The following is a 21,153-nucleotide window of genomic DNA, read 5'->3' as shown; positions in this document are numbered from 1 at the left end:
TGACGACGCCCGCTTCCGGCAACCCCAGCAGGAATTACCCGTACCAGCACTGAAGGGTTCACTAGTGTCCACGAAGACGGTGTCTCCGAACACGTTGCGCAGAGAAGGCGACAGCGGTCAATCGGGGGACAAAATATTCTCCACAGCAAGCCTCGTGGCTGGCTGTCTTATTCTGGCAGTGCTGTTTGGTGTGGCAATATTCCTGCTAGCCCAGGCACTCCCCACCTTCATGGCTGACCCATCTGATATCTCGGGTGGTAACGGTTTCTTCTCCTATATCTGGCCGATCGTCATCGGCACGGTAATCGCCGCGACCATCGCACTGATTCTCGCGACCCCGATCGGTATTGGGGTCGCCCTCTTCATCTCCCACTACGCGCCGCGGCGGCTATCCCAGGGATTCGGCTACCTGATCGACCTTCTCGCAGCTATCCCGTCGGTGGTGTACGGCGCGTGGGGCTACGCGGTTTTGGCGCCTCAGCTTGCGGTGGCTTACGACTGGCTTGCCACCAACCTGGGCTGGATCCCCATCTTCGAGGGTCCGGCCAGCAACACCGGCCGGACCATACTCACTGCCGGGATAGTCCTCGCGGTAATGGTCCTGCCCATCATCACCTCGCTCAGCCGCGAGATCTTCCTTCAGACCCCGAAACTCCACGAGGAAGCGTCACTGGCCCTCGGCGCCACCCGGTGGGAAATGATCAAGATGTCGGTGCTGCCCTTCGCGCGTGCTGGCATCATCAGTGCCGCGATGCTCGGGCTCGGGCGAGCGCTCGGCGAGACCATGGCCGTGGCCCTTGTCCTCTCTGGCGGAGCACTCACAGCCAGCCTGATCCAGACCGGAAACCAGACCATCGCAGCCGAGATCGCCCTCAACTTCCCTGAGGCCTTCGGCCTGCGCCTCAGCGAACTCATTGCAGCGGGACTGGTGCTCTTTGTCATCACCCTTGCCGTGAACATCATCGCCCGGTGGATCATCAGCCGCCACAAGGAATTCTCAGGTGCCAACTAATGAGTAATGCAACCATGACCCGGCGTCCGTCCCAGTTCACCAAGAACAAGCTTCCCAAGTGGTCCATCTGGGCTGTCCTAGCCGGCGCAATAATTCTCGGAGCAGCTTTCTCAGCACTGCTTGGCTTCAGCCCTATCGCGATGGCAATTTTCACCGCCGTTTTCTTCGTGGTCGGCGGTACCGTGGTGTCGGCAGTGGTGGAAGGCGGACGTAAAGCACGTGACCGGCTTGCCACCTACCTCATCTACGGCGCGTTCATCATCGCGGTGCTGCCCCTGATCTCGGTGATCTGGACTGTGCTGGAACGTGGCATGCCGGGATTGACCTACAACTTCCTCTTCCGTTCGATGAACGGGCTGACGGGCGCCATAGACAACCAGACAGTGATCGATGGAACCCCCGTGTTGGGCGGCGCTTATCACGCGATCCTCGGCACCCTGCAGATCACCCTCTGGGCGACGATCATCTCGGTACCCGTGGGCCTGCTGGCGGCCATCTACCTGGTCGAGTACTCCACTGGCGGTCCGCTCAGCCGAGCAATCACCTTCTTCGTCGACGTGATGACCGGCATCCCGTCGATCGTGGCCGGCCTGTTCGCGGCGGCCCTGTTCGGGCTGATCTTCGGTCCGGGTACCCGGACCGGATTTGTGGCGGCGGCCGCACTGTCCGTGCTGATGATCCCCGTGGTGGTCCGAGCTACCGAAGAAATGTTGAAGATCGTTCCCAACGAGCTTCGTGAAGCTTCCTTCGCCCTCGGGGTGCGGAAGTGGCGGACCATCACCAAGGTGGTCATTCCCACGGCCATCTCCGGTATCGCGTCGGGAGTAACCCTCGCGATCGCACGGGTGATCGGCGAAACGGCCCCCATTCTTGTCACCGCTGGATTCGCGCGTGGAGTGAACCTTGATGTGTTCGGTGGGTGGATGAGCACGCTCCCCACCTACATTTACTACCAGATCATCACGCCAACCTCGCCGACCAGCACTGACCCAAGTACCCAGCGAGCCTGGGCGGCCGCATTGGTCCTGATCATTCTCGTGATGCTACTGAACCTTATAGCCCGCCTCATTGCTCGGATGTTTGCCCCCAAAACCAGCCGCTAATTAGCGCTGCAGAACTTAAGGATTTAGATGTCAAAGCGTATCGACGTCAAGGATTTGAACGTCTACTACAGCAAGTTCCTTGCTGTCGAGGATGTCAATGTAACCATTGAAGCCAGCTCGGTCACCGCGTTCATCGGCCCATCTGGCTGTGGCAAATCGACCTTTTTGCGCACCCTTAACCGGATGCACGAGGTGATCCCCGGTGCCCGGGTCGAGGGCGAGGTACTGCTCGACGGCGACGATCTGTACGACGACGCAGTAGACCCCGTGCACGTGCGCAGCCAGATCGGCATGGTCTTCCAGCGACCCAACCCGTTTCCCACCATGTCGATCCGCGACAACGTGCTCGCGGGTGTGAAGCTGAACAGCAAGCGCATCAGCAAGTCTGACGCCGATGCTCTGGTGGAGAAGTCACTGCGCGGTGCCAACCTGTGGAACGAGGTCAAAGATCGTCTTGACCGGCCGGGTTCAGGACTGTCTGGCGGCCAGCAGCAGCGTCTATGCATTGCCCGCGCCATCGCTGTGTCTCCTGAAGTGATCCTGATGGATGAGCCTTGCTCGGCTCTGGATCCGATCTCGACCCTGGCGATCGAGGATCTGATCAACGAGCTTAAAACCGACTACACCGTGGCGATCGTCACCCACAACATGCAGCAGGCCGCCCGGGTATCCGACAAGACCGCTTTCTTCAACATTGCCGCAACAGGTAAGCCGGGGAAACTGATTGAATTCGGGAACACCACAGACATCTTCAACAACCCCAAGGAGAAGTCCACCGAGGATTACGTGTCGGGTCGTTTCGGCTGACCCGTCCGGAGTGTCGGGTCTGCTCGTCACAGAAGCGGCCCTGAGGGCAAGGTTTGCCGGTTGCAACCGGCGGGTCTGAGCTCCGGGGCCGCTTCTGCTTGTTTCGGGCCCCTAGAGCAGCGGGCTCATCGCCAGAAAGAGGATTCCGCCGATCAGGGCGGTCACGATTGCCGTCGAGAACCAGACGAGTAGCACCTTGACCACCTCGCGGCCGCGCACTGTCGGGAATCGCTGGTTGGCGCCGGCTCCGAGAATGGCCGAGGTCATCGTGTGGGTGCTTGAGAGTGGCATCGACAGGGAGATGGAGCCAACAAAGAGCATCGCCGAAGAGACTCCCTGCGCGGTCATGCCGCGCAGCGGGTCGACCCGGACCAGCCGGTGCGACAGGGTGTGTGTGATCCGCCACCCCCCGAACAGGGACCCGGTGGCCAGCAGAACGGCGGCGAAGATCTGTACCCACAGGGGAATGTCCGAGCCGGTTGCGACGCCGCTGCCCACCAGGGCCAGCACCACTACCACCATGGTGCGCTGCCCGTCCTGCAGTCCGTGTCCCAGGGCAAACACGCCGGCCAGCACTGACTGTGCCATCCGGCTACCCGAGTTCACCTTTCGCGGCGGGCTGTACCGCAGGAGCCAGATCGCAGGGAACACCGCGAGATAGGCCAGTAGGTATGCCACCAGCGGGGAGAGGAGCAGCGGGAGCGCGATCTGCAGCAGGAACACCCGTTCGGAGTCGGCTATCGATTCCCCTCCCAACAGAGCTGACGCTCCACCGGAGCCGATCAGTCCGCCAATGAGGGCGTGGGTGGACGACGACGGCTTGCCCCGGTACCAGGTGAAAAGGCCCCAGCTCAGGGCCGCGATCAGGGCGGCGATGAGGATTCCGAGACCAACCCTGCCGGGGGGCAATCGGATGGCGTCACCCGTGAAGAGGAGAGCAACGCCGGTGCCAAGCAGAGCGCCGACCAGGTTGAACAGTGCCACCAGGAGCACCGCGACGCTCGGGGTGAGGGCACGGGTGCGCACGGCGGTTGCCACCGAGTTGGATACGTCGTGGAACCCGTTCAGGAAAGCGAAGCCGCCGGCCAGTACCACGACGATGCCCAGGAGGAACAGCTCCACCTACGATTCCTTGACGAGGATACTGCCCACGTGTGTCGCCACCTTGCGGATGTCCTTGGTGACATCGACCAACTGATTGGCGACGTCGCGGTGGCGGGCGTAAACCAGGGGTTTGTGGTCATTGAGGAGTTCGGAGCACCAGATCCTGTGGGTGCGCTCGGCGCGCTTGGCGAGCCGGAGGATCTCGATCCAGTACTCCTCGAGTTCATCCATCGAGTTGAGCCGCTTCATCGCCGCCGCAGTCAGTTCTGCCTGCCGGTTGATGACCTCAAGCTGCTCCGTGGCCCGACGACTCAGTTTTCTGAGCTGGTACAGGGCGATGAGCTCCGCAGCCCCATCCAGTTTTTCGATTGCCTCGTTCAGCAGCCGGGACAGCGCATACAGATCCTCGCGGGGGAGCGGGTTGACGAAGCTGCTGCGCATGGAGGTGAGGAGGGCGAAATGCAGGTCGGTCGAGTTGGCTTCGTGCTGGTGCAGTTCCTCGGCCAAGAGATCGTAGTCCCGCGTGGCCGCCCCCAGAATCCCTGACATGGTGCGAACGCCCAGCACGAGCTGCTGCGCCATGTCGGAAAGCAGCACCAGTCCGGCGTCCTCCTGGGGGAAGAGGCGAAGCTTCACGTGGGCTACCTAACCTAGCGGGGCATCATGACGATCGGTCTGCTGCCCAAGGACGATGGGTTGCTGCCTAAGAATAACCGACAGCCCAGCCGCGGCTTATTTTCGCCCGGAGTGGCGGCCATCACCGCCGATCAGATTGGGCGATGATGCAAATAGGGCGCAAAAATGGTGTCGAACCGGGAGCGCCTCTCGGCGGAAGGCCGCTCGAAGCGGCTAAATGTTGAAGCCCGGGGGTTCCACGGTCCGACACCACTTTCAGTTTTCTCCTCCGGGGCGCTCCTGTCAACATTGGCGTCCCGGGAGCTGCCCTAGTCCAGCTCACCCCGCCGCCAGGACGCGGCAGCGTACTCAAGATCCTCGGCCGTCTTGATCAGTTGTTGGGAGTTGCGGGTCAACTTTGCGGCGTGGACCTCGTTGGTGGGTTCGGCGTCGTCGGCGTGATGGGTCTGGCCGAGCGCGATGACCCGGCAGAAGGCGGCAAAGCGTTCCAGTGCTACATCGAACTGGCCCTCAAACGCGCCGGAAAGAATCGTGTCCGCCATTGACTGGACTTCCTCAGCGCCGGGGGGCTCGGCCACGCCAGCGATCACCTTGGAGACCTGGGCTACGTCCTTGCCCGATTTGAAGTAGGAGGCGATGCGTTCGGGGTTCTGCTGGGTGGCGGCCCGCAGGGCGTAGAGCCTCCAGAGGGCGCCGGGAAGTGAGCGGGCTGGGCTTTCGGCCCACATCTCGGCGATGGCCTCGAGCCCCTGCTGATCAGCGAGTTCAACCAGGCGTTGGGTCACATCCGGGTCCTCGGATAGCCTGCCATGGTGAACGAGGGCACGCGCCGAGAGGTGGGCGGCTTCCGAAACCCGGGAGGGGTCGGCACCGCCGGCGAAAACCTCAAAGTCCAGCGGCGCGAAGGGCTTGGGCTTGTGGTGCCTGGGACTCTGGTTCCTGTAGTTACCGCTCATGAACTGAGGATACTCCTGACATTTCCCTCCATGCCAGCATCCCCTGGGAGGGAGCCTTCCGGCTCCGCTGCCCGGGCAAGGTGACGCACATTATTCGTGCCATTTCACCGCGAAGATCAGTATCGATAGTTCAGCGAGTGGGGAGACAATGGGGTATGAGTACTCCTTCCACACCTGGTCGGTATCCGCGGCTCAAAATTCTGTGGTCATTCATCCGCCCACATCGACGGGTGCTGGCGCTCGGTCTGGTCCTGGGGCTGATCACCACAGCCACTGCCCTGGCTACTCCGATGGTGACCAAATGGGTTCTGGACTCGGTAGGCACGTCGGTGTCGCTGAGGGAACCGATCGGAGTCTTGCTGGGGCTCCTGGTGGTTGGCTCGGTGGTCGGATTATGGCAGTGGATTCTGCTCGGCACACTCGCGGAACGGGTTGTGCTGGACGCGCGCGAATCGATGGTGCGCCGGTTCTTCCAGGCCAAGGTCGCAGAACTGACCGGGCGTCCTACGGGGGAAATTGTCACCAGGGTCACCTCGGACACGGTCCTGCTCAGGGAAGCCGCCTCGTCAAGTGCGGTCAGCCTGGTCAACGGGACGGTCGCACTTTTCGGAACCCTGATCCTGATGGGTGTGCTGGACCTCGTCCTACTGACAACCACCCTGACCGCCATCGTCATTATCGGGGTCCTGTTTGCTCTGTTGATGCCCCGCATCGCCCAGGCCGAGGAACAGGCCCAGGAGTCCGTGGGAAACCTGGGGGGTGTGCTGGAGGGCGCGCTCCGCGCGGTCCGCACCGTCAAAGCGAGCCGCGCCGAGGACAGGCAGAGCGAACGCATCGTCACCCAGGCCAGGGAGTCAGCGAGGCACAGCGTGCGCGCCGTGCGCACACAGGCTGTTGCCTGGACGATCGCCGGCGGTGGGATCCAGTTGGCGATCATCGTGATCCTGGGGGTCGGCGCCTGGCGGGTGGACCTGGGGGTGCTTGAGGTATCCAGTCTCATCGCGTTCCTGCTCTACGCATTTGGAATCATGGGGCCGATCACCGAGCTCACCCAGAACATCACCGCCGTCCAGTCGGGAATCGCTGCCGCGTCGCGGATCTCCCAGGTGCAGCAGATGGAGGTTGAGGAGGATCTGGCCGACGTCGCCCAGTCCCAGGTCAGCGACCGGGGGACTGGCGCGGTCCTCGAGTTCCGCCAGGTGCGGGCTGCCTACGGTCCAGACGTCAAGCCGGCGGTCGACGGCGTGACCGTCAGCATCCCGCGGCTCGGGCATACCGCCGTCGTCGGCCCATCGGGCGCGGGTAAAACCACCCTCTTCTCGCTGCTCCTGCGATTCATCGAACCGCAGGATGGGGAGATTCTCCTGGAGGGGAAGCCTTACTCGAGCTACACCCACTCCGAGATCCGCGCGCAGCTGGCGTACGTGGAGCAGGAGACACCCATCGTTCCCGGCACCATCCGGGATAACCTGCTGTTCACTCACCCGGACGCCACCGACGACGAGGTCTGGGATGCCCTCCGGGCGGTGAAATTGGAGGAGAAGGTGATGTCGCTGCCTGACGGCCTGGAGACGGAGTTATCCAGCACAGCAGTCTCCGGTGGGCAACGTCAGCGGATAGCGCTCGCGAGGGCCATTCTGCGGACCCCTGCAGTCCTCCTGCTCGATGAAGCCACCGCGCAGGTCGACGGTCTCACCGAGGCCGCAATTCACGACTGTATCCGCGACCGCGCCAGCACAGGTGCGGTCCTGACCATCGCCCACCGGCTCTCCACGGTGATCGACGCAGACACCATTCTTGTCATGGAGGACGGCCGAATCAGGGCAACCGGCACCCATGGCGAACTGCTGGCCAGCGACGACCTGTACCGGCGGCTGGTCGAAGCACTGAGAATCGTCGAGCCTGTGGTGGGTTGATGCCGGAATTAGGGCCCCGTTCTGCACTCCGGTACAGGATGCGATAATGTAGGCAGGTCATTTCGACCACTTCGGTGGTCGGTGGTGATGAGGGCCTTTAGCTCAGATGGTAGAGCATCGGACTTTTAATCCGTGGGTCGAGGGTTCGAGCCCCTCAGGGCCCACAATCGTGGGATACCCGAACTGGAGTCCCCGCCGATCCTCGGATCGGCGGGGACTCCAGTTCGTTAACGGGACCTGCTCGGCCACGAAAAGGCAAAAGGATTGACTCCGGCGCCGGAACCGTCTGCAATAGAGAGTAGGCAACTCCACCAGGGCTCAACGTTCACGGCCCACCCGGTCCGTTTACCTGTTGGCCCCGCCGAGAGGAAGACCCATGGATCCTGCCAGTTTCGTGCTTCAAGCGTCGATCGCTGTTGCCGTGGTGGGGATCCTGACGGCACTGACCGCGATGGCACTCGCCGCCAGCCTGAAACGGGACAACGACGTCGATTCCCTGTTCTGGTACGGATTCTCCGGATTATCAGCCGTCTTATTCGCCATCGTTGGAGCCGCGGCCACCATCCCGGGCAGTGGGGGGCTGGTCACCGCCGGGGCGCTGGTCTGTGCCGGAGTAGCAGCGGGATGGCTCTGGCGTGGGGAGCATGAACGCAGGATCAGGCTCGTCGACGAGGCACTTCGCCGCGAGCGGGAGACGCTCAAGGGCCGGCACGAACGCGTCCTCCAGCAGTGGGTGAGCTACGAGCTGGACCCTGCCGCGGCGATCGACTTCCCATCCATGACCGACCTTTCGCGGAGCGACACTTCCCGGCTGATCCGCTCGATGCGCACTGCAGCGTTGCTGCGCGAACGGTTCGATGTGGGCGACGCCGGATCCGCAGAGTATTCGGCCGCATTGACTGGCCTGGAGGAAGCGCTGACGGCTGCGGAAGTCGCAGCGGGCGTCATTCGGGACGCCGCCGTCACTACCCGGTCGACCCTCGGTGACAGGGTGGTGGACTGAAATCTCCCGACGTCGGGCTCTGGCCGACCCGCTGGGTGTCGTGTACGTTTAGTCGCATGAGAACACTAATTTTCGAGTAGTCCGTCGGGACCGCCCTTCCTATCGAAAACATCGCTCGTTGAGGTATGCCTCCGAGCGGAGCTTCTTATTCACCCATTGCTTGCTGAGCGGATGTTTGGCAACCGAATTTAAGGATCACCATGACCAACCACGCCAAGAAACAGGACAACACCCAGGGCGACTCCCAGCCCGAGGACCAGATCACAGCGCACCTGTCCGATTCGGCAGCCAAGAAGCTTCAGGATGACCCGAGGGCGAAGCTCGCCCTCGCCAAAAAGAATCCCGACTTCGGCAAACTGGACGGCGCCCGCAGCACGGGCCCAAACCACCAGCCTGTGCACCGCAGTGGTAAGCAGGGCAAGACCGAAAAGAAGGCTCGCTGGTAACAGCCGAACTTTTGGAGAGTTAAAGTGAAACTGGCTCCGCGTTCTGCGTATGGGGGAATCGCAGAATGGGGAGCCAGCGATTTAAGTATACTTCAAACCGAGCGTTATAAGTCCAGTTAAGGGGTGGTAATGGCCGTCACAGCCAAATCCTTTCAGCTGTGGCGTTCCCAGATCGCACCCAATGACACAGTTTCTGACCTGTGCCGCAAAGCCGGAATCAAACGTTCCACCCTGGGACAGCAGCTGGTGCGCGGAAAGGTTGCGGTCGTCACGATCGTGAGCATAGCCCGCGCCTACGGCCTGCACCCGGTGGAGGCTCTCGGCAACTTCGAGGGGTACCGTGACCTCCCCGGGGGAATGCGGGGGCCAACCGATGCGGAGCTGATCAGCCAGGTGTCGCACATCGACATTCTTCGGCTGGTGGTGGCCCGCAGCAGGGACGAGGAGGCGATGGGGCACCCCGTAAAGCTGGATCTGGTGCCGTTCCCGCACCAGACGTCGGTGCGGGCCTGGGTCGACGCAGTCGATACGGGGGACCTGCGGCAGGCGCTGGCCCGGAAAACAGGGGTGGCACCACAGAATCTGTCGGCTCAGCTTACCGCTGGCCGCCTCACCCCGGAACTCGCGTTGGAGGCGGCACGGCTGGCGGGGGTGTCCCTCGCCAGCGGTCTCGTTGTGACAAATCTGATCACCCCGTCGGAGGGCGGTTGGCCGGTGGAGGGGAGGCATCAGGCGTTGGGTCGGAAGTCGGATGCCGGCCTTGTGCTGTTGGCGAGGGACAGGTTGGACGTGCTGGGCAAAGCATTGAAGAAGCTCGAGCAAGCGAACAGCCGTGAGCAGGACCTATGGGAGAACCTCGGATGACTGAGCATCTAATCCAGTGGATCGTACTTGCGTCATGCATCGCCTTCGCACTGCTGCGGCTTCCCGATGCGGTCCGGGGACGCGGTCGGTCGGTTTTCACTGCGATGGTGCTCCTGGTGGTTGCAGTGGGGCTCAGCCTGCCGCAGATCTATTTACCCATCGACGGGTTCCTGGGTGGGATGAACATTGCGAACCTTCTCATCAGGCTTTCACTGTTCGCAATCTTCGTCCTGCTGGGAATCAGGATTGCTGGGGCCTTCAGATCGCCCCGCACACGCTGGCTGATCGTCGGCCCTTTGGGACTGGCGGTGCTCGGCGCGGTGGTGCTGGTTACCGTGGTGTTCTTTCTGGTCAGTGATCTTCCAGAGAGTTCGACGGGCCTGGCGGCTTTCCGGGATCAGGACACAGTCCGACTCTACGCGGAGGCCGGGCGGCTCTATCCAGGATACGTTGCGGCCTGCCTGGTACTGCCGGCGTGGAAGGGCATGCTGGATCCTGCCGGGCGGTTGGCGTACCGGAGTGCTTCGGCGTTGCTCGCCATCGGGTTCAGTGCCGTGGTGGTGTTCGCTGTGGTCAGACTGTTGGTGGGGAAGCACCTGGGAGCGTGGGAAATCATTCTCCCGTTCGGATCAATACTGTTGGTAGTTAGTGGTCTGACAGTCATCTGGGCCTCCCGGCGCCGAACCGAACTGACCCCACCGGGTAATAGCCTTGCGTGAAATGTGACGTTTTAGTGATTGAAGGCGTCAAACCTATTCACACTTTCATCATCGTGTGCAAAAATAATGATTATGTAACTCTGCTTGCCATGGGGGACGGCGGAGCTACGTACAGTGCGGGGTGGGGCGTCCATTAGAACGGGTGGACGCACCTACCCGTTCTTGTTTGCTCAGCCGGTCCAGGCGTAGCGCTTCTCCGGCCGACCCGCGGCTCCATATCGTGGCGTGATCTTGGCCTGCTCCCGGGCGACCAGGTACTCCAGGTATCGCCGGGCGCTGACCCGTGCCAGACCGAGCCTTAGCGCAACCTCCGACGCTGAGGAGCCCTCCGGGTTGGAGCGCAGGTCCCCGATCACTGCCTCCAGGGTCGGCACCGATAGGCCCTTCGGCAGTGAGGCCTGGACTTTCATCCCGGCGCCAGCGCGGTGCTCCTGAGTCGGCACCAGGAGCCGGTCAATCACCGCCTGGTCCAGCGCCGGAGAGTTTCCTGCGCTGTGCTCGAGAATGTGCCGGCGATGGGTAACGTACTGATCAAGACGCTCGAGGAGAACCTTGGAGTTGAACGGCTTGACCAGATAGTGCAGTACCCCGCCGGCCATTGCTGCGCGGACAGTTTCCAGTTCGCGGGCCGCAGTGATGGCGATGATGTCCACCGGGTCGCCGGTGAGATTGCGGGCAGCACGAAGGACCTCGATTCCCGACAGGTCAGGCAAGTGAATGTCGAGCAACACCAGTTCCGGGCGGCGGCTGGAAATGAGTTCGAGTCCGTCGGCACCTGTGTAGGCGACGCCCACCACCTCAAAGCCGCCGTGTGCCATCAGGAACCCGGTGTGCACCCCTGCGACTTCGCGGTCGTCGTCGATGACGGCCGTACGGATCAACTGGGTCACTGCTGTTTCACACCGCCTACCGCGACGGGCCGCGGGACCGCAGCGAGCCTGACCCGGAATTCGGCTCCACCGAGCGGGGAGGTGCCCACCTCGATCCGCCCATGACGGCGTTGCGCCACCCGAAGGAGGAGGGAAAGCCCGAACCCGCGCGCGGCGGAGGGTCCCTCAGCCTTGGTCGTGACACCGCTTTCGAAGATACGCTCCCGCAGCCCGTCGGGTACGCCGGGGCCGTCGTCGGACACCGTGATCACGCACCCTGAGTCGTCAGCGGCGGTGGAAACGTGGATGGTTCCATTAGAGCCGACCGCCTCCATTGCGTTATCGATCAGGTTCCCCAGGATGGTCACCTGGTCGGTGGTTCCGTCCGGGTGGAGCGTCGAACTACCGTCGATGATCACCTGAATGTTCTTTTCCTCACCGATCGTACTCTTCGCCATCAGGAGACTGGCGGCATCGGGGTCGGTGATTCCCGGGCAGAGATCGCCGGAGACCACCGAACCGCCGTGGCCGGAACGGGTGATGAAGTCAACCGCCTGCTCGGTCCGGCCAAGCTCCAGCAGCCCCGAGATGACGTGCATCTTGTTGGAGAATTCGTGTGCCTGCACCCGTAGCGCCTGGGTGACATCGCGCGCGCCATCCAGATCCTGCAGCAGCTGGTGAAGCTCGGTGCGGTCGCGGAGGATGAGCACGCTGCCCACCCGCCGCCCGTCCACCACGGCCCGGTTAGCCTGCGCGAGCAGCACCCGCTCACCGACCAGCACGGTGGTCTCAATGGCACCTTCGGAATCGAGCATCCCCGCAAGGCCCTATCCGCCTGCGGCGACAGCGGCGCCGAGACCCCCGAGGGCGGAATCGACCGCCTGAATATCGTTGTACCGGCAGACCCGGGCGGCGGCTGGGACCAGACGGGCCGCGCCATTCAGACCGATCTCGAAGAAAACGATCTTGTGGGCAGCGCCTCGGTGGAGAACGTCGGCGGTGCCGGCGGCACGAACGGCTTGACCCGCCTGGCGACCGAACAGGATCCCAACACGCTGATGGTGATGGGCTACGTCATGGTTGGTGCGGTTGAGACCAACGCGGCCGAGACCCGCATCGAGGACACCACGCCGATCGCGCGGCTCACCGACGAGCCGCTGGTCGTCGTCGTACCCGCCGAATCGCCGTACCAGACCATCGAGGATCTGGTCGCCGATATCGAAGAGAACGGCCAGGCTGTCTCAGTTACCGGCGGCTCCGCCGGCGGCGCCGACCACATCCTCGCAGGCATGATCCTCGAGGCCGAGGGCGTGGCCCCCGACAAACTGAACTACATCCCGTACTCCGGCGGCGGTGAGTCGTTGGCTGCCCTCCTGGGCAACCAGGTATCTGCGGGTATCTCGGGTGTCGGCGAATACGCCGAGCAGGTCAAGGCGGGCACAGTGCGTGCCCTTGCAGTGTCCGGTGAGGAACCAGCAGGCCAGATCCCCGAGGTCGAGACCTTGACCGACCAGGGCATCGATGTGGTCCTGACCAACTGGCGCGGCGTCGTCGCCCCGGGCTCGATCGACGAGGAGCAGGCTGCAGCGCTGACCGACCTGATCACTGAGCTGCACGAGACGGAGTCGTGGCAGGAAACCCTCACCGAGAACAACTGGCGGACGCCTTCCTCACCGGCGAGGAGTTCGCCACCTTCCTCGAAGAGGACATCGAAACGGTCAAGACGACCCTGACAGACATCGGCCTGCTGTAGCCGCCATGAGTACCCACCCACCAGAGGCACAGGCCAGCGGCGCGCGGACCGCCGCTGGCCGGCCCATCGGAGAGATCATTTTCGCAGCAGGGATCCTGAGTCTCGGCATTCTCGGTTTTGTGGCCGGCGCCGATATCCGGACGCCCCCGTCGGCAACCGGGATTGGCCCACGGGAGTTCCCGTTCATCGTGTCCGGTCTGCTCGTGGTCCTCGGGGCCGCGATCATCGTTCAGTTGTTGCGTGGCCATCGCGGCGCTCCTGAAGAGGGCGAGGATGTCGACCTCAACGTGAAGACCGACTGGCTGACCGTTGCCAAGCTTGTCGGGTTCGTGGCGCTGCACATCCTGCTCATCGTCCCGACGGGTTGGCCCGTTGCCGCTGCGGTGCTCTTTTTCGGTGCAAGCTGGACGCTCGGCGCCCTGTCCTGGTGGAAGAGCGCGGTCATCGCCATCGTGATGGCCCTGGTGCTGCAGTTTGTGTTTGCCGGTCTGTTGGGCGTCTCCCTCCCCGCCGGGTTCCTCCTGGAAGGGGCTGAAATCTTCAATGGATAACTTTATGGCCCTCATGGAGGGTTTCTCGGTTGCCATGCAGCCGATGTACCTGCTGTTCGCACTGGGCGGGGTACTGGTCGGAACAGCCGTGGGTGTGCTGCCGGGCATCGGCCCGGCCATGGCCATCGCGCTGCTGATGCCCATCACCTACAGCCTTGATCCGACGGCGGCGATCATCGTTTTCGCCGGGATCTACTATGGCGGCATGTATGGCGGTTCCACCACCTCCATCCTGCTGAATACACCCGGTGAATCGGCGTCGGTCGTTACGGCGCTTGAGGGCAACAAGATGGCCAAGGCGGGACGCGGAGCGGCCGCTCTGGCCACCGCCGCGCTCGGCTCGTTCGTCGCCGGCACCGTCGCCACAGTCCTGCTGACCTTCCTTGCCCCGATGCTCGCCGAATTTGCTGTGCAGATTGGCCCGGTCGAGTATGTGGCGCTGATGGTCGTCGCCTTCCTCACTGTCGGGGCACTCCTGGGTGCGTCGGTGCTGCGGGGACTGGCGTCCCTGTGCATCGGACTGTTCCTCGCGTTCGTGGGGGTCGACGCCCTGACGGCTCAGCAGCGTTACACATTCGGCAGCCCGTTCCTCGCGGACGGCATCGACGTCGTCCTGGTGGCTGTGGCCCTGTTCGCTATGGGTGAGGCGCTGTACATCGCGTCGCGGATGCGTCACGGGTCGGTGGCGGTAATCCCGGTCAGCGGCAACTGGCGCAAGTGGATGAAGCGCGACGACTGGCGCCGGTCCTGGAAGCCCTGGCTGCGCGGCACGTTCATCGGGTTCCCGATCGGCACCATTCCGGCCGGCGGTGCGGACGTTGCGACCTTCGTCTCCTAGTCACCGAACGCAAGCTCGCCAAAGGCGAGAACAAGGCGCAGTTCGGCAACGGAGCCATTGAGGGTGTCGCGGGTCCGGAATCCGCCAACAACGCAGCTGCCGCAGGCGTGCTGGTGCCGCTGCTGACCCTCGGTATCCCCACTACCGCGACGGCGGCGATCATACTGGTTGCCTTCCAGCGGTACCAGATCCAGCCCGGTCCGCTGCTGTTCGAGGTGGAAGGTGCCCTGGTCTGGGCGCTGATCGCCAGCCTGTACGTCGGCAACCTGATGCTGCTGGTTTTGAACCTGCCGCTGGTGGGGCTGTGGGTGAAGATCCTTCAGATCCCGCGCCCCTACCTGTACGCGGGCATCCTGGTCTTTGCAGCCCTCGGCGCGTTCTCGATCAACTTCACGCCGGTGGATGTGTGGATCCTACTGATCATCGGTCTGCTCGGGTTCTTCATGCGCCGATACGGCTACCCGATCGCACCGATGGTGGTGGGCCTGATCCTCGGTCCAATCTTTGAGGATCAGCTCCGCCGCTCCATGGCCATCTCGCAGGGAGACCCCTCGGCACTGATCACTTCACCGATCGCCGCGGTAATCTACGCAACCCTTGCGCTGATTTTCGCGGGACAGCTAGGCGTCGTGGTCAGTTTCCAGGATCTTCGCCAGGGACTCGAGGGCCTCCTCGGCACCGTCGCCGTCTGCACGAAGCACGACGACGTCGCCGTGGGAGGCCCCGAGCCCCATCAGGGACAGGATGCTCGATGCGTCCATCGCGTCCTCTGCCGGTTCGCCGTCCAGGGCAATGGTGACCTCCAGGGGAAGCTCACCCGCCGCCTCGGCGAAGATGGCTGCGGGGCGGGCGTGCAGGCCAACCCGGCTTGCGACTGTGGCTTTGCGTTCTGACATAGGGTTCCTCCTTGGTTGGGGCTCTTACTGGCCCAAGGTTTCCAGAATGGGGAGCCGTTCACGGACCATGCTGCGTCCCTGTTCGGCGGTGGTCGCGGCGAGGGCCAGGGCGGCAAGTTCCTGAGCTTCGTGGCGGGTCACCGAGGCCAGCACCGCAGCGACAGTGGGCAGCGCCCTCGCTGACATGGAGAGGGTCGACACCCCCAGCCCTACGAGTACGACGGCGAGGGCCGGATCCGCTGCAGCCTCGCCGCACACACCCACCGGCTTCTCGGTGGCTGCGCTGGCGGCGGCCGATTCGGCCCCCGCAACGGTGTGTTTGACGAGCTGTAAAACAGCTGGTTGCCAGGAATCGTTCAGTGCGGCGAGCTGGCCCAGCTGGCGGTCGGCCGCCATGGTGTACTGGGTGAGGTCATTGGTTCCCAGTGAGGCAAACCCGACGTGCTGGAGGATGGCTTCGGAGGTCAGCGCGGCTGACGGCACCTCGACCATCACGCCAGGGCGGTTCAGCCCCTCGGCGAGGCACATCTCCCCGAACGCCTGGGCCTCGGCGGCCGTCGAAATCATTGGTGCCATCACCCACACTTCGGCCTCTGAGTCAGCAGCTGCCCGGGCGATCGCCTTTAGCTGGCGGGTGAGCACGCCGGGGCTGACCGATCCGGTCCGGTAGCCCCGTACACCGAGCGCCGGATTGGGTTCCGTTGCGTCGGTGAGGAACGGCAGCGGCTTGTCCGCGCCGGCGTCGAGCGTCCTGACCACCACTTTGCTGCCGGGGAACGCGTCGAAAACCTCCTGGTAGGCTGCCGCCTGCTCGTCGGGGCTCGGCTCGGTCTCCCGGTCCAGGAAACAGAACTCGGTGCGCAGCAGGCCGACACCTTCGGCGCCGGCCGCGGCCGCCGCCCGGGCATCCTTGCCGGAACCCACGTTCGCCAGCAGCGGCACAGGATGCCCATCGGCGGTGGCGCCCGTACCGTTGAACGTGCCCAGCGCAGCTGACTGCTCCACCCACCTGGCTGCCAGAGCGCGCTCCTCATCGCCGGGGTCGGTGCAGATGCTGCCGGCCGCGCCGTCCACGTACACCTCGGTTCCGGCCTCGATGGCCTCGGCACCTGAGGCAGCCACGACGGCCGGCAGCCCCAGCGCACGGGCCAGGATTGCCGTATGCGACTGTGGGCCGCCGCTGCTGGTGATCAGCGCCAGTACCTTGGTCGCATCGAGAGTTGCGGTATCAGCCGGGGCAAGGTCTTCTGCAGCGAGGATGAACGGCCTATCCGAGGTGGGAATGCCGGGGGCCGGTAGCCCGCGAAGTTCGGCTACCAGCCGGGCACGCACGTCGTGGACGTCCTGGGTACGCTCGGCCATGTAGCCGCCGAGACTGAGCAGCATCTCGGCGACCGCTGAACCGGCTTCCCATACCGCCCGCTCCGCTGAGGTGCCCGCATTGATGAGCTTGGTTGCCGACTTCAGCAACATGGGGTCGGCCGCCATCATGGCGGTGGCCTCCAGCACCGCGCTTGCGTCCTTCGATGCGGCGTCGGCGCGGCGCTTCAACTCGGCCTGGACCGCCTTGGACGCCGCCTTCAGACGCACAGTCTCGGCCTCGGCCGTGGTGTCCGCCCCCCAGGTTTCGCCCTGGAGTGGCTCCCGGGCCCTGCCTGGCATCTGCAGGACCGGCCCGATTACGCGGCCGGGGCTAACCCCGACTCCGGTAAGTTTCGTCATTGAAAGACCCTCCCGGGTTCGGTTAGGCGGCGACCGTCTCGGCAACAGGAGCGTCTTCGGTTTTCCGCGTGGCGAAGCGTTTCAGGGCTACCACCGTGAGTGCCGAGATAATCGTGCCCGCAATGACAGCCACCACAAACATAGCGACATTCCCGATGGCAAAGAAGACGAAGATGCCACCGTGCGGTGCCTGTGAGGTGACCCCGGAGCGCATGATGATGGCGCCAGTCACTGCTGAGCCCAGCATGCTGGCGGGAATGACACGCAGCGGATCGACCGCTGCAAAGGGAATCGCGCCTTCGGAGATGAACGCGGCACCCAGCAACCAGGCAGCCTTTCCATTCTCCCGTTCAGCCACCGAGAAGCGACGGCGGTCCAGCACGGTGGCGAGTGCCATGGCCAGCGGTGGGACCATTCCAGCAGCCATGACTGCTGCCATGATCTGCCATGGGGCCTGGTTGGCAATAGCCCCGGCGCCCAGTCCGGCGACGGCGAAGGAGTAGGCGACCTTGTTGATTGGTCCGCCCAGGTCGATGGCCATCATGAGGCCGAGAATCACTCCTAGAAGGACTGCTGCTGCGCCGGTCATGCCGGAGAGCCAGTCATTCAGGGCGGTGGTGAGTGAAGCGATTGGCCCGCCGAGGACGAGGATCATCAGCCCTGACGCGGCGATGGAGGCCAGGAGCGGGATGATCACCACGGGCATCAGGCTGCGGAGCCAGCGTGGTACCTTGATCCGGCCGATCATCATGGCGATGTAGCCGGCGAGCAGGCCGCCGACGATACCGCCGAGGAAACCTGCCCCCATGAACCCAGCCACTGCACCGGCAACAAAGCCGGGAGCGATACCTGGCCGGTCAGCCAGCGCATAGGCTATGTAACCGGCGAGTGCCGGGATGAGGAAGCCCATCGACAGGCCACCGATTTTGAAGAAGACCGCACCGAGGAAGGCGGCGAGGCCCTCCGGCGGCAGATTGAGCAGGGTGTACTGGGTCAGCATTGCATCGGCATTACCGACACCATCGGCGTTCGACAGGGCAATTTCGTAGCCAGCCAGCAGGAAGCCAAGCGCGATCAGGAGACCGCCACCGGCCACGAAGGGAATCATGTAGCTGACACCGGTGAGGAGTGCGCGCTTAAGCTGGCGTCCGACGCCTTCGCCGCCGCCGTCGTCGGTCTGCTGTGACTGGGCGTCGGTGTTTCCCTGGACGCGTCGTGCGTTTGGGTTGTCGGCGGCGGCCAGCGCCTCGTCGACCATCATTCCGGGCTCGTCAATTCCCCGTTTGACGGGGGATGTGATGACGGGCTTTCCCGCGAAACGGTTCCGGTCGCGCACGTCCACGTCGACGGCGAAGATCACGGCATCTGCCGCGGCGATTACGTCCGCCGGCAGCGGAGTGGCACCGGAGGAGCCCTGGGTTTCGACCTGAAGGTCCACCCCGCGTTCCTTTGCGGCGGCAACCAGTGAATCGGCTGCCATGTAGGTGTGGGCGATGCCGGTGGGGCAGGCGGTGACAGCGACGATCCGGCGGGGCTTCGACTGGGTGGCAGGTTCGCCAGCTCCGGATGAGGTTGGTGCTGCCGAGGCTGCCTGTGTTGACTGGCTGCTTTGCCGGGGACCGGCGTCGAGCGCACCCTGGACGAGGTCAACCACGTCCTGTTCAGTGTCCGCGGAACGCAGTGCCGCTGTGAAGTCCTTCTTGATGAGGGAGCGGGCCAGTTTCGAGAGCAACTTCAGGTGCTCCTGGTCCGCGCCGTCGGGTGCCGCGATGAAGAAGATCAGGTCTGCCGGGCCGTCCTTGGCGCCGAAGTCCACGGCCGGATTCAACCGGGCCATCGCGAGTGTTGGCTCGGTGACTGAGGTGGACCGGCAGTGCGGGATGGCGATGCCGCCCGGAATGCCGGTGGCGGTCTTCTCTTCCCGGGCAAGCGCGTCGGCGTAGAGGCCGTCCGCGCCGGTCGCCCGGCCCGTGGCGGCAACCTGATCGGCGAGCCGACGGATCACCTGCGAACGGTCAGAGCCCAGGTCCTGATCCAGTGAGACGAGCTCAGTTGTAATCAGCTGTGCCATTGATCCTCCTCCTTTGGAAGTGGTGCATCGAGCGGGGTGTGGGTTGAGGTGGTGATGTGTGGAAGGCGCTGGGTAACGACGGCGCCCGGTGTGGTCTGGTGCAGAGCTGGAACTGTCGAGCCGGGCAGTGCGGCCGCCGCGGAACCGTGGGCGACCGCCTGCTTCAGGCAGTCCTCGGGGGACTGGCCGGCGGTGTGTGCCAGCAAATACCCGGCGAGGGCGGAATCCCCGGCGCCAACGGTGGACCGGGCCGCGACCGGCGGGTGCGTCGCCTGCCACGATTCGGTGCCGGTGACCAGGAGTGCCCCGCGGGCCCCGAGCGTCGCCAGGACCGCTCCGACGCCGGTACCCACCAGCGCGGTGGCAGCTGTTGCGGCCAGGGCCGGGTCGGCCTCAAGCGCTTCGCCGTCCGCCACGCCGCTCAGCTCGGCGAGTTCCTCGGCGTTGGGTTTCAGGAGATCCGGTGTGATCCCGGTGGCCAGGCTATCGGTGAGCGGTGCACCCGACGAGTCGATGGCGATCAGCGGCGAGAGGTCGCCGAACCGGGTGCGCACGGTGTCGATCACCGTGGCGTAGAACGTGCTGGGAACACCGGGTGGGAGGGAGCCGGCGAGCACCAGCCAGGAGGCCCCCGCACACTCGGTCACCACCATTTCCAGGAGGTCGTCGAGTTGGGTGCGGGAGAGGTGAGGCCCGGGTTCGTTGACCTTTGTCGTGGTTCCGTCGGGCTCGGTCAAGGTGATGTTGCTGCGCAGGGGAGTCCCGATCGGAAGGCTGCGGAAAGGCACACCCGCCGCCCGGAGTCCTGCGAGCACCGGGTCATCGGTGTCTCCCGGAAGGACGGCGGTTGAGGCCACGCCAGAGACCGTCAGTGCCCGGCACACATTGACACCCTTCCCGCCGGATTCCTGGTGGGCCGCGGTAGCGCGCTGCACCTCGCCGCGGGTGAGGATCTGGGACAGCTCAACTGTCCGGTCGAGGCTTGGATTAACCGTCAGGGTGATGATCACGCGAGAACCACCTCGACGTCGGCGTCGGCCAGGGCCGCAGCCAGAGTGGGCGGCGGTTCCTGGTCGGTGACCAGCGTGTCGATGTCGGTCAGTGACGCGAACCCGACCAGCGTTTCCTGTTCCAGTTTCGAGGCGTCCACGACAGCGATGACCCGGCGGGCAGACCGTACGATCGCCGTCTTGACTGACGCCTCATCCGGGTCCGGCGTGCTGAGCCCGAAGGTTGAGTGAACCCCATTGGCTCCAATGAAGGCAATGTCGGGGCGGTAGCCGTTGAACCGGTCGATGGTGTGGCTTCCGACGGCCGCACTGGTCAGTCCGCGTACGCGTCCACCAACGAGTTCGAGGTGCAGTGAAGATGCAGCGATCGCGAAGGCGACCGGTACGGCGTGCGTAATAACCACCAGGTCGTCACGGGTCTCGCAGGCAAGGAGTTCGGCCAGGTGGCCGGTGGTGGTGCCGGCGTCGAGCACGATGGAGCCGGCATCCGGGATCATGGCGAGGGCGGCCTTGGCGATCCGCGCCTTCTCCGGCTGGTGCTGGCTCTCCCGGCTGTTCAAGCTCAGCTCGCTGGTGCTGTTGTTCGCACCGCTTACCGCCCCACCGTGGACACGGCGCAGGACTCCCGCGTCCTCAAGGAGTGCGAGGTCCCGTCTGACTGTTTCCTTGGTGATATTGAATCGTTCCGAGAGTTCGGTGACACTGACCCGTCCCTCGTCAGCCACGAGGGTGGCGATCCTGCTGTGGCGTTCTTCGGCGAACACTGCGGCCTCCTTGCGTGGTGACTACCATCACAGTAAATGTCTGATTTAGTGACTATATCTGTGTTTATGTTTGATTGTCAACGGTTTTGCAGCAAAACAAAAAAGCGCCACCC

20 protein-coding genes, 1 tRNA gene and 1 pseudogene are annotated in these 21,153 nt (G+C 64.0%); 12 read left to right on the top strand and 10 right to left on the bottom strand.

Annotation, left to right across the window (positions count from 1 at the left end):
* The first annotated feature begins 79 nt into the window (after window positions 1-79).
* The 3 genes from pstC to pstB are packed head-to-tail and all read left to right on the top strand — an operon-like array spanning window position 80 to window position 2,922.
* Window positions 80-1,012: a phosphate ABC transporter permease subunit PstC gene (gene pstC, locus H4V95_RS17590; protein ID WP_395939882.1), complete on the top strand. Its 933-nt coding sequence runs from the start codon at window positions 80-82 to the stop codon at window positions 1,010-1,012.
* Complete coding sequence (pstA, locus tag H4V95_RS17585; RefSeq protein WP_196866724.1) at window positions 1,012-2,115, top strand: phosphate ABC transporter permease PstA; 1,104 nt, start codon at window positions 1,012-1,014, stop codon at window positions 2,113-2,115. The genes pstC and pstA overlap by 1 nt, the downstream gene beginning before the upstream one ends.
* Before the next feature lie 27 nt (window positions 2,116-2,142).
* The gene (gene pstB, locus H4V95_RS17580) at window positions 2,143-2,922 is read left to right on the top strand and encodes a phosphate ABC transporter ATP-binding protein PstB (protein WP_196866723.1); all 780 of its coding nucleotides are present in this window, start codon (window positions 2,143-2,145) and stop codon (window positions 2,920-2,922) included.
* Between the two features lie 111 nt (window positions 2,923-3,033).
* On the opposite strand, the gene H4V95_RS17575 is transcribed toward pstB, so the two are convergent.
* The 3 genes from H4V95_RS17575 to H4V95_RS17565 all read right to left on the bottom strand — a co-directional run bounded on the left by H4V95_RS17575 (window position 3,034) and on the right by H4V95_RS17565 (window position 5,618).
* Window positions 3,034-4,044: an inorganic phosphate transporter gene (locus tag H4V95_RS17575; RefSeq protein ID WP_196866722.1), complete on the bottom strand. Its 1,011-nt coding sequence runs from the start codon at window positions 4,042-4,044 to the stop codon at window positions 3,034-3,036.
* Complete coding sequence (locus H4V95_RS17570) at window positions 4,045-4,662, bottom strand: DUF47 domain-containing protein (protein WP_196866721.1); 618 nt, start codon at window positions 4,660-4,662, stop codon at window positions 4,045-4,047.
* Between the two features lie 308 nt (window positions 4,663-4,970).
* Complete coding sequence (locus tag H4V95_RS17565) at window positions 4,971-5,618, bottom strand: hypothetical protein (protein ID WP_196866720.1); 648 nt, start codon at window positions 5,616-5,618, stop codon at window positions 4,971-4,973.
* Between the two features lie 155 nt (window positions 5,619-5,773).
* Here H4V95_RS17565 and H4V95_RS17560 point away from each other — a divergent pair, with 155 nt between their 5' ends.
* From H4V95_RS17560 to H4V95_RS17535, 6 genes are all read left to right on the top strand, one after another.
* Window positions 5,774-7,534, top strand: coding sequence for an ABC transporter ATP-binding protein (locus tag H4V95_RS17560; protein WP_209731195.1), 1,761 nt, complete (start codon window positions 5,774-5,776; stop codon window positions 7,532-7,534).
* Between the two features lie 91 nt (window positions 7,535-7,625).
* Window positions 7,626-7,698: transfer RNA gene (locus tag H4V95_RS17555), tRNA-Lys, on the top strand.
* Between the two features lie 212 nt (window positions 7,699-7,910).
* Window positions 7,911-8,537 carry a hypothetical protein gene (locus H4V95_RS17550; RefSeq protein WP_196866718.1) on the top strand — a complete coding sequence of 209 codons (627 nt, stop codon included), beginning with the start codon at window positions 7,911-7,913 and terminating at the stop codon, window positions 8,535-8,537.
* 200 nt (window positions 8,538-8,737) lie between these two features.
* Window positions 8,738-8,983, top strand: coding sequence for a hypothetical protein (locus H4V95_RS17545; protein WP_196866717.1), 246 nt, complete (start codon window positions 8,738-8,740; stop codon window positions 8,981-8,983).
* 129 nt (window positions 8,984-9,112) lie between these two features.
* The gene (locus H4V95_RS17540; protein ID WP_196866716.1) at window positions 9,113-9,847 is read left to right on the top strand and encodes a hypothetical protein; all 735 of its coding nucleotides are present in this window, start codon (window positions 9,113-9,115) and stop codon (window positions 9,845-9,847) included.
* On the top strand, window positions 9,844-10,566 hold the full coding sequence (locus H4V95_RS17535; protein WP_196866715.1) for a hypothetical protein: 723 nt from the start codon (window positions 9,844-9,846) through the stop codon (window positions 10,564-10,566). The genes H4V95_RS17540 and H4V95_RS17535 overlap by 4 nt, the downstream gene beginning before the upstream one ends.
* A 170-nt stretch (window positions 10,567-10,736) precedes the next feature.
* Here the strand turns inward: H4V95_RS17535 and H4V95_RS17530 are convergent, their stop codons facing one another.
* Together H4V95_RS17530 and H4V95_RS17525 are read right to left on the bottom strand one after the other, a co-directional pair.
* On the bottom strand, window positions 10,737-11,456 hold the full coding sequence (locus tag H4V95_RS17530) for a response regulator (protein ID WP_196866714.1): 720 nt from the start codon (window positions 11,454-11,456) through the stop codon (window positions 10,737-10,739).
* Window positions 11,453-12,145 carry an ATP-binding protein gene (locus H4V95_RS17525; RefSeq protein WP_312884077.1) on the bottom strand — a complete coding sequence of 231 codons (693 nt, stop codon included), beginning with the start codon at window positions 12,143-12,145 and terminating at the stop codon, window positions 11,453-11,455. The genes H4V95_RS17530 and H4V95_RS17525 overlap by 4 nt, the downstream gene beginning before the upstream one ends.
* Here H4V95_RS17525 and H4V95_RS17520 point away from each other — a divergent pair.
* From H4V95_RS17520 to H4V95_RS17510, 3 genes and pseudogenes are all read left to right on the top strand, one after another.
* Window positions 12,113-13,168, top strand: coding sequence for a tripartite tricarboxylate transporter substrate-binding protein (locus H4V95_RS17520; protein ID WP_312884076.1), 1,056 nt, complete (start codon window positions 12,113-12,115; stop codon window positions 13,166-13,168). The two genes, H4V95_RS17525 and H4V95_RS17520, sit on opposite strands and share 33 nt — an antisense overlap.
* A gap of 25 nt (window positions 13,169-13,193) precedes the next feature.
* The gene (locus tag H4V95_RS17515) at window positions 13,194-13,739 is read left to right on the top strand and encodes a tripartite tricarboxylate transporter TctB family protein (RefSeq protein WP_209731194.1); all 546 of its coding nucleotides are present in this window, start codon (window positions 13,194-13,196) and stop codon (window positions 13,737-13,739) included.
* Window positions 13,732-15,191, top strand: a pseudogene (locus H4V95_RS17510) (tripartite tricarboxylate transporter permease); the annotation flags it as partial. The gene H4V95_RS17515 and the pseudogene H4V95_RS17510, both read left to right, overlap by 8 nt.
* Window positions 15,192-15,197: 6 nt before the next feature.
* On the opposite strand, the gene H4V95_RS17505 reads toward H4V95_RS17510, so the two are convergent.
* From H4V95_RS17505 to H4V95_RS17485, 5 genes are read right to left on the bottom strand one after another with little or no spacing between them, the layout of a single operon-like run.
* Window positions 15,198-15,473 (bottom strand): HPr family phosphocarrier protein, encoded by a 276-nt coding sequence (locus H4V95_RS17505; protein ID WP_196866709.1) that lies wholly within the window; start codon window positions 15,471-15,473, stop codon window positions 15,198-15,200.
* A gap of 24 nt (window positions 15,474-15,497) precedes the next feature.
* Window positions 15,498-17,195 (bottom strand): phosphoenolpyruvate--protein phosphotransferase, encoded by a 1,698-nt coding sequence (gene ptsP / locus H4V95_RS17500; RefSeq protein WP_209731193.1) that lies wholly within the window; start codon window positions 17,193-17,195, stop codon window positions 15,498-15,500.
* 22 nt (window positions 17,196-17,217) lie between these two features.
* A complete protein-coding gene (locus H4V95_RS17495) occupies window positions 17,218-19,266 on the bottom strand; it encodes a fructose-specific PTS transporter subunit EIIC (protein WP_196866707.1) in 2,049 nt (682 codons plus the stop codon).
* Window positions 19,254-20,276, bottom strand: coding sequence for a 1-phosphofructokinase family hexose kinase (locus H4V95_RS17490; RefSeq protein WP_209731192.1), 1,023 nt, complete (start codon window positions 20,274-20,276; stop codon window positions 19,254-19,256). The genes H4V95_RS17495 and H4V95_RS17490 overlap by 13 nt, the downstream gene beginning before the upstream one ends.
* On the bottom strand, window positions 20,273-21,040 hold the full coding sequence (locus H4V95_RS17485; RefSeq protein WP_196866705.1) for a DeoR/GlpR family DNA-binding transcription regulator: 768 nt from the start codon (window positions 21,038-21,040) through the stop codon (window positions 20,273-20,275). Before H4V95_RS17485 ends, H4V95_RS17490 begins: the two co-directional genes overlap by 4 nt.
* Between the last annotated feature and the right edge of the window lie 113 nt (window positions 21,041-21,153).

It is taken from the genome of Arthrobacter sp. CAN_C5 (assembly GCF_017875735.1).
GTDB lineage: Bacteria > Actinomycetota > Actinomycetes > Actinomycetales > Micrococcaceae > Arthrobacter_D.
This window is presented reverse-complemented; position numbering and strand designations above follow the sequence as displayed.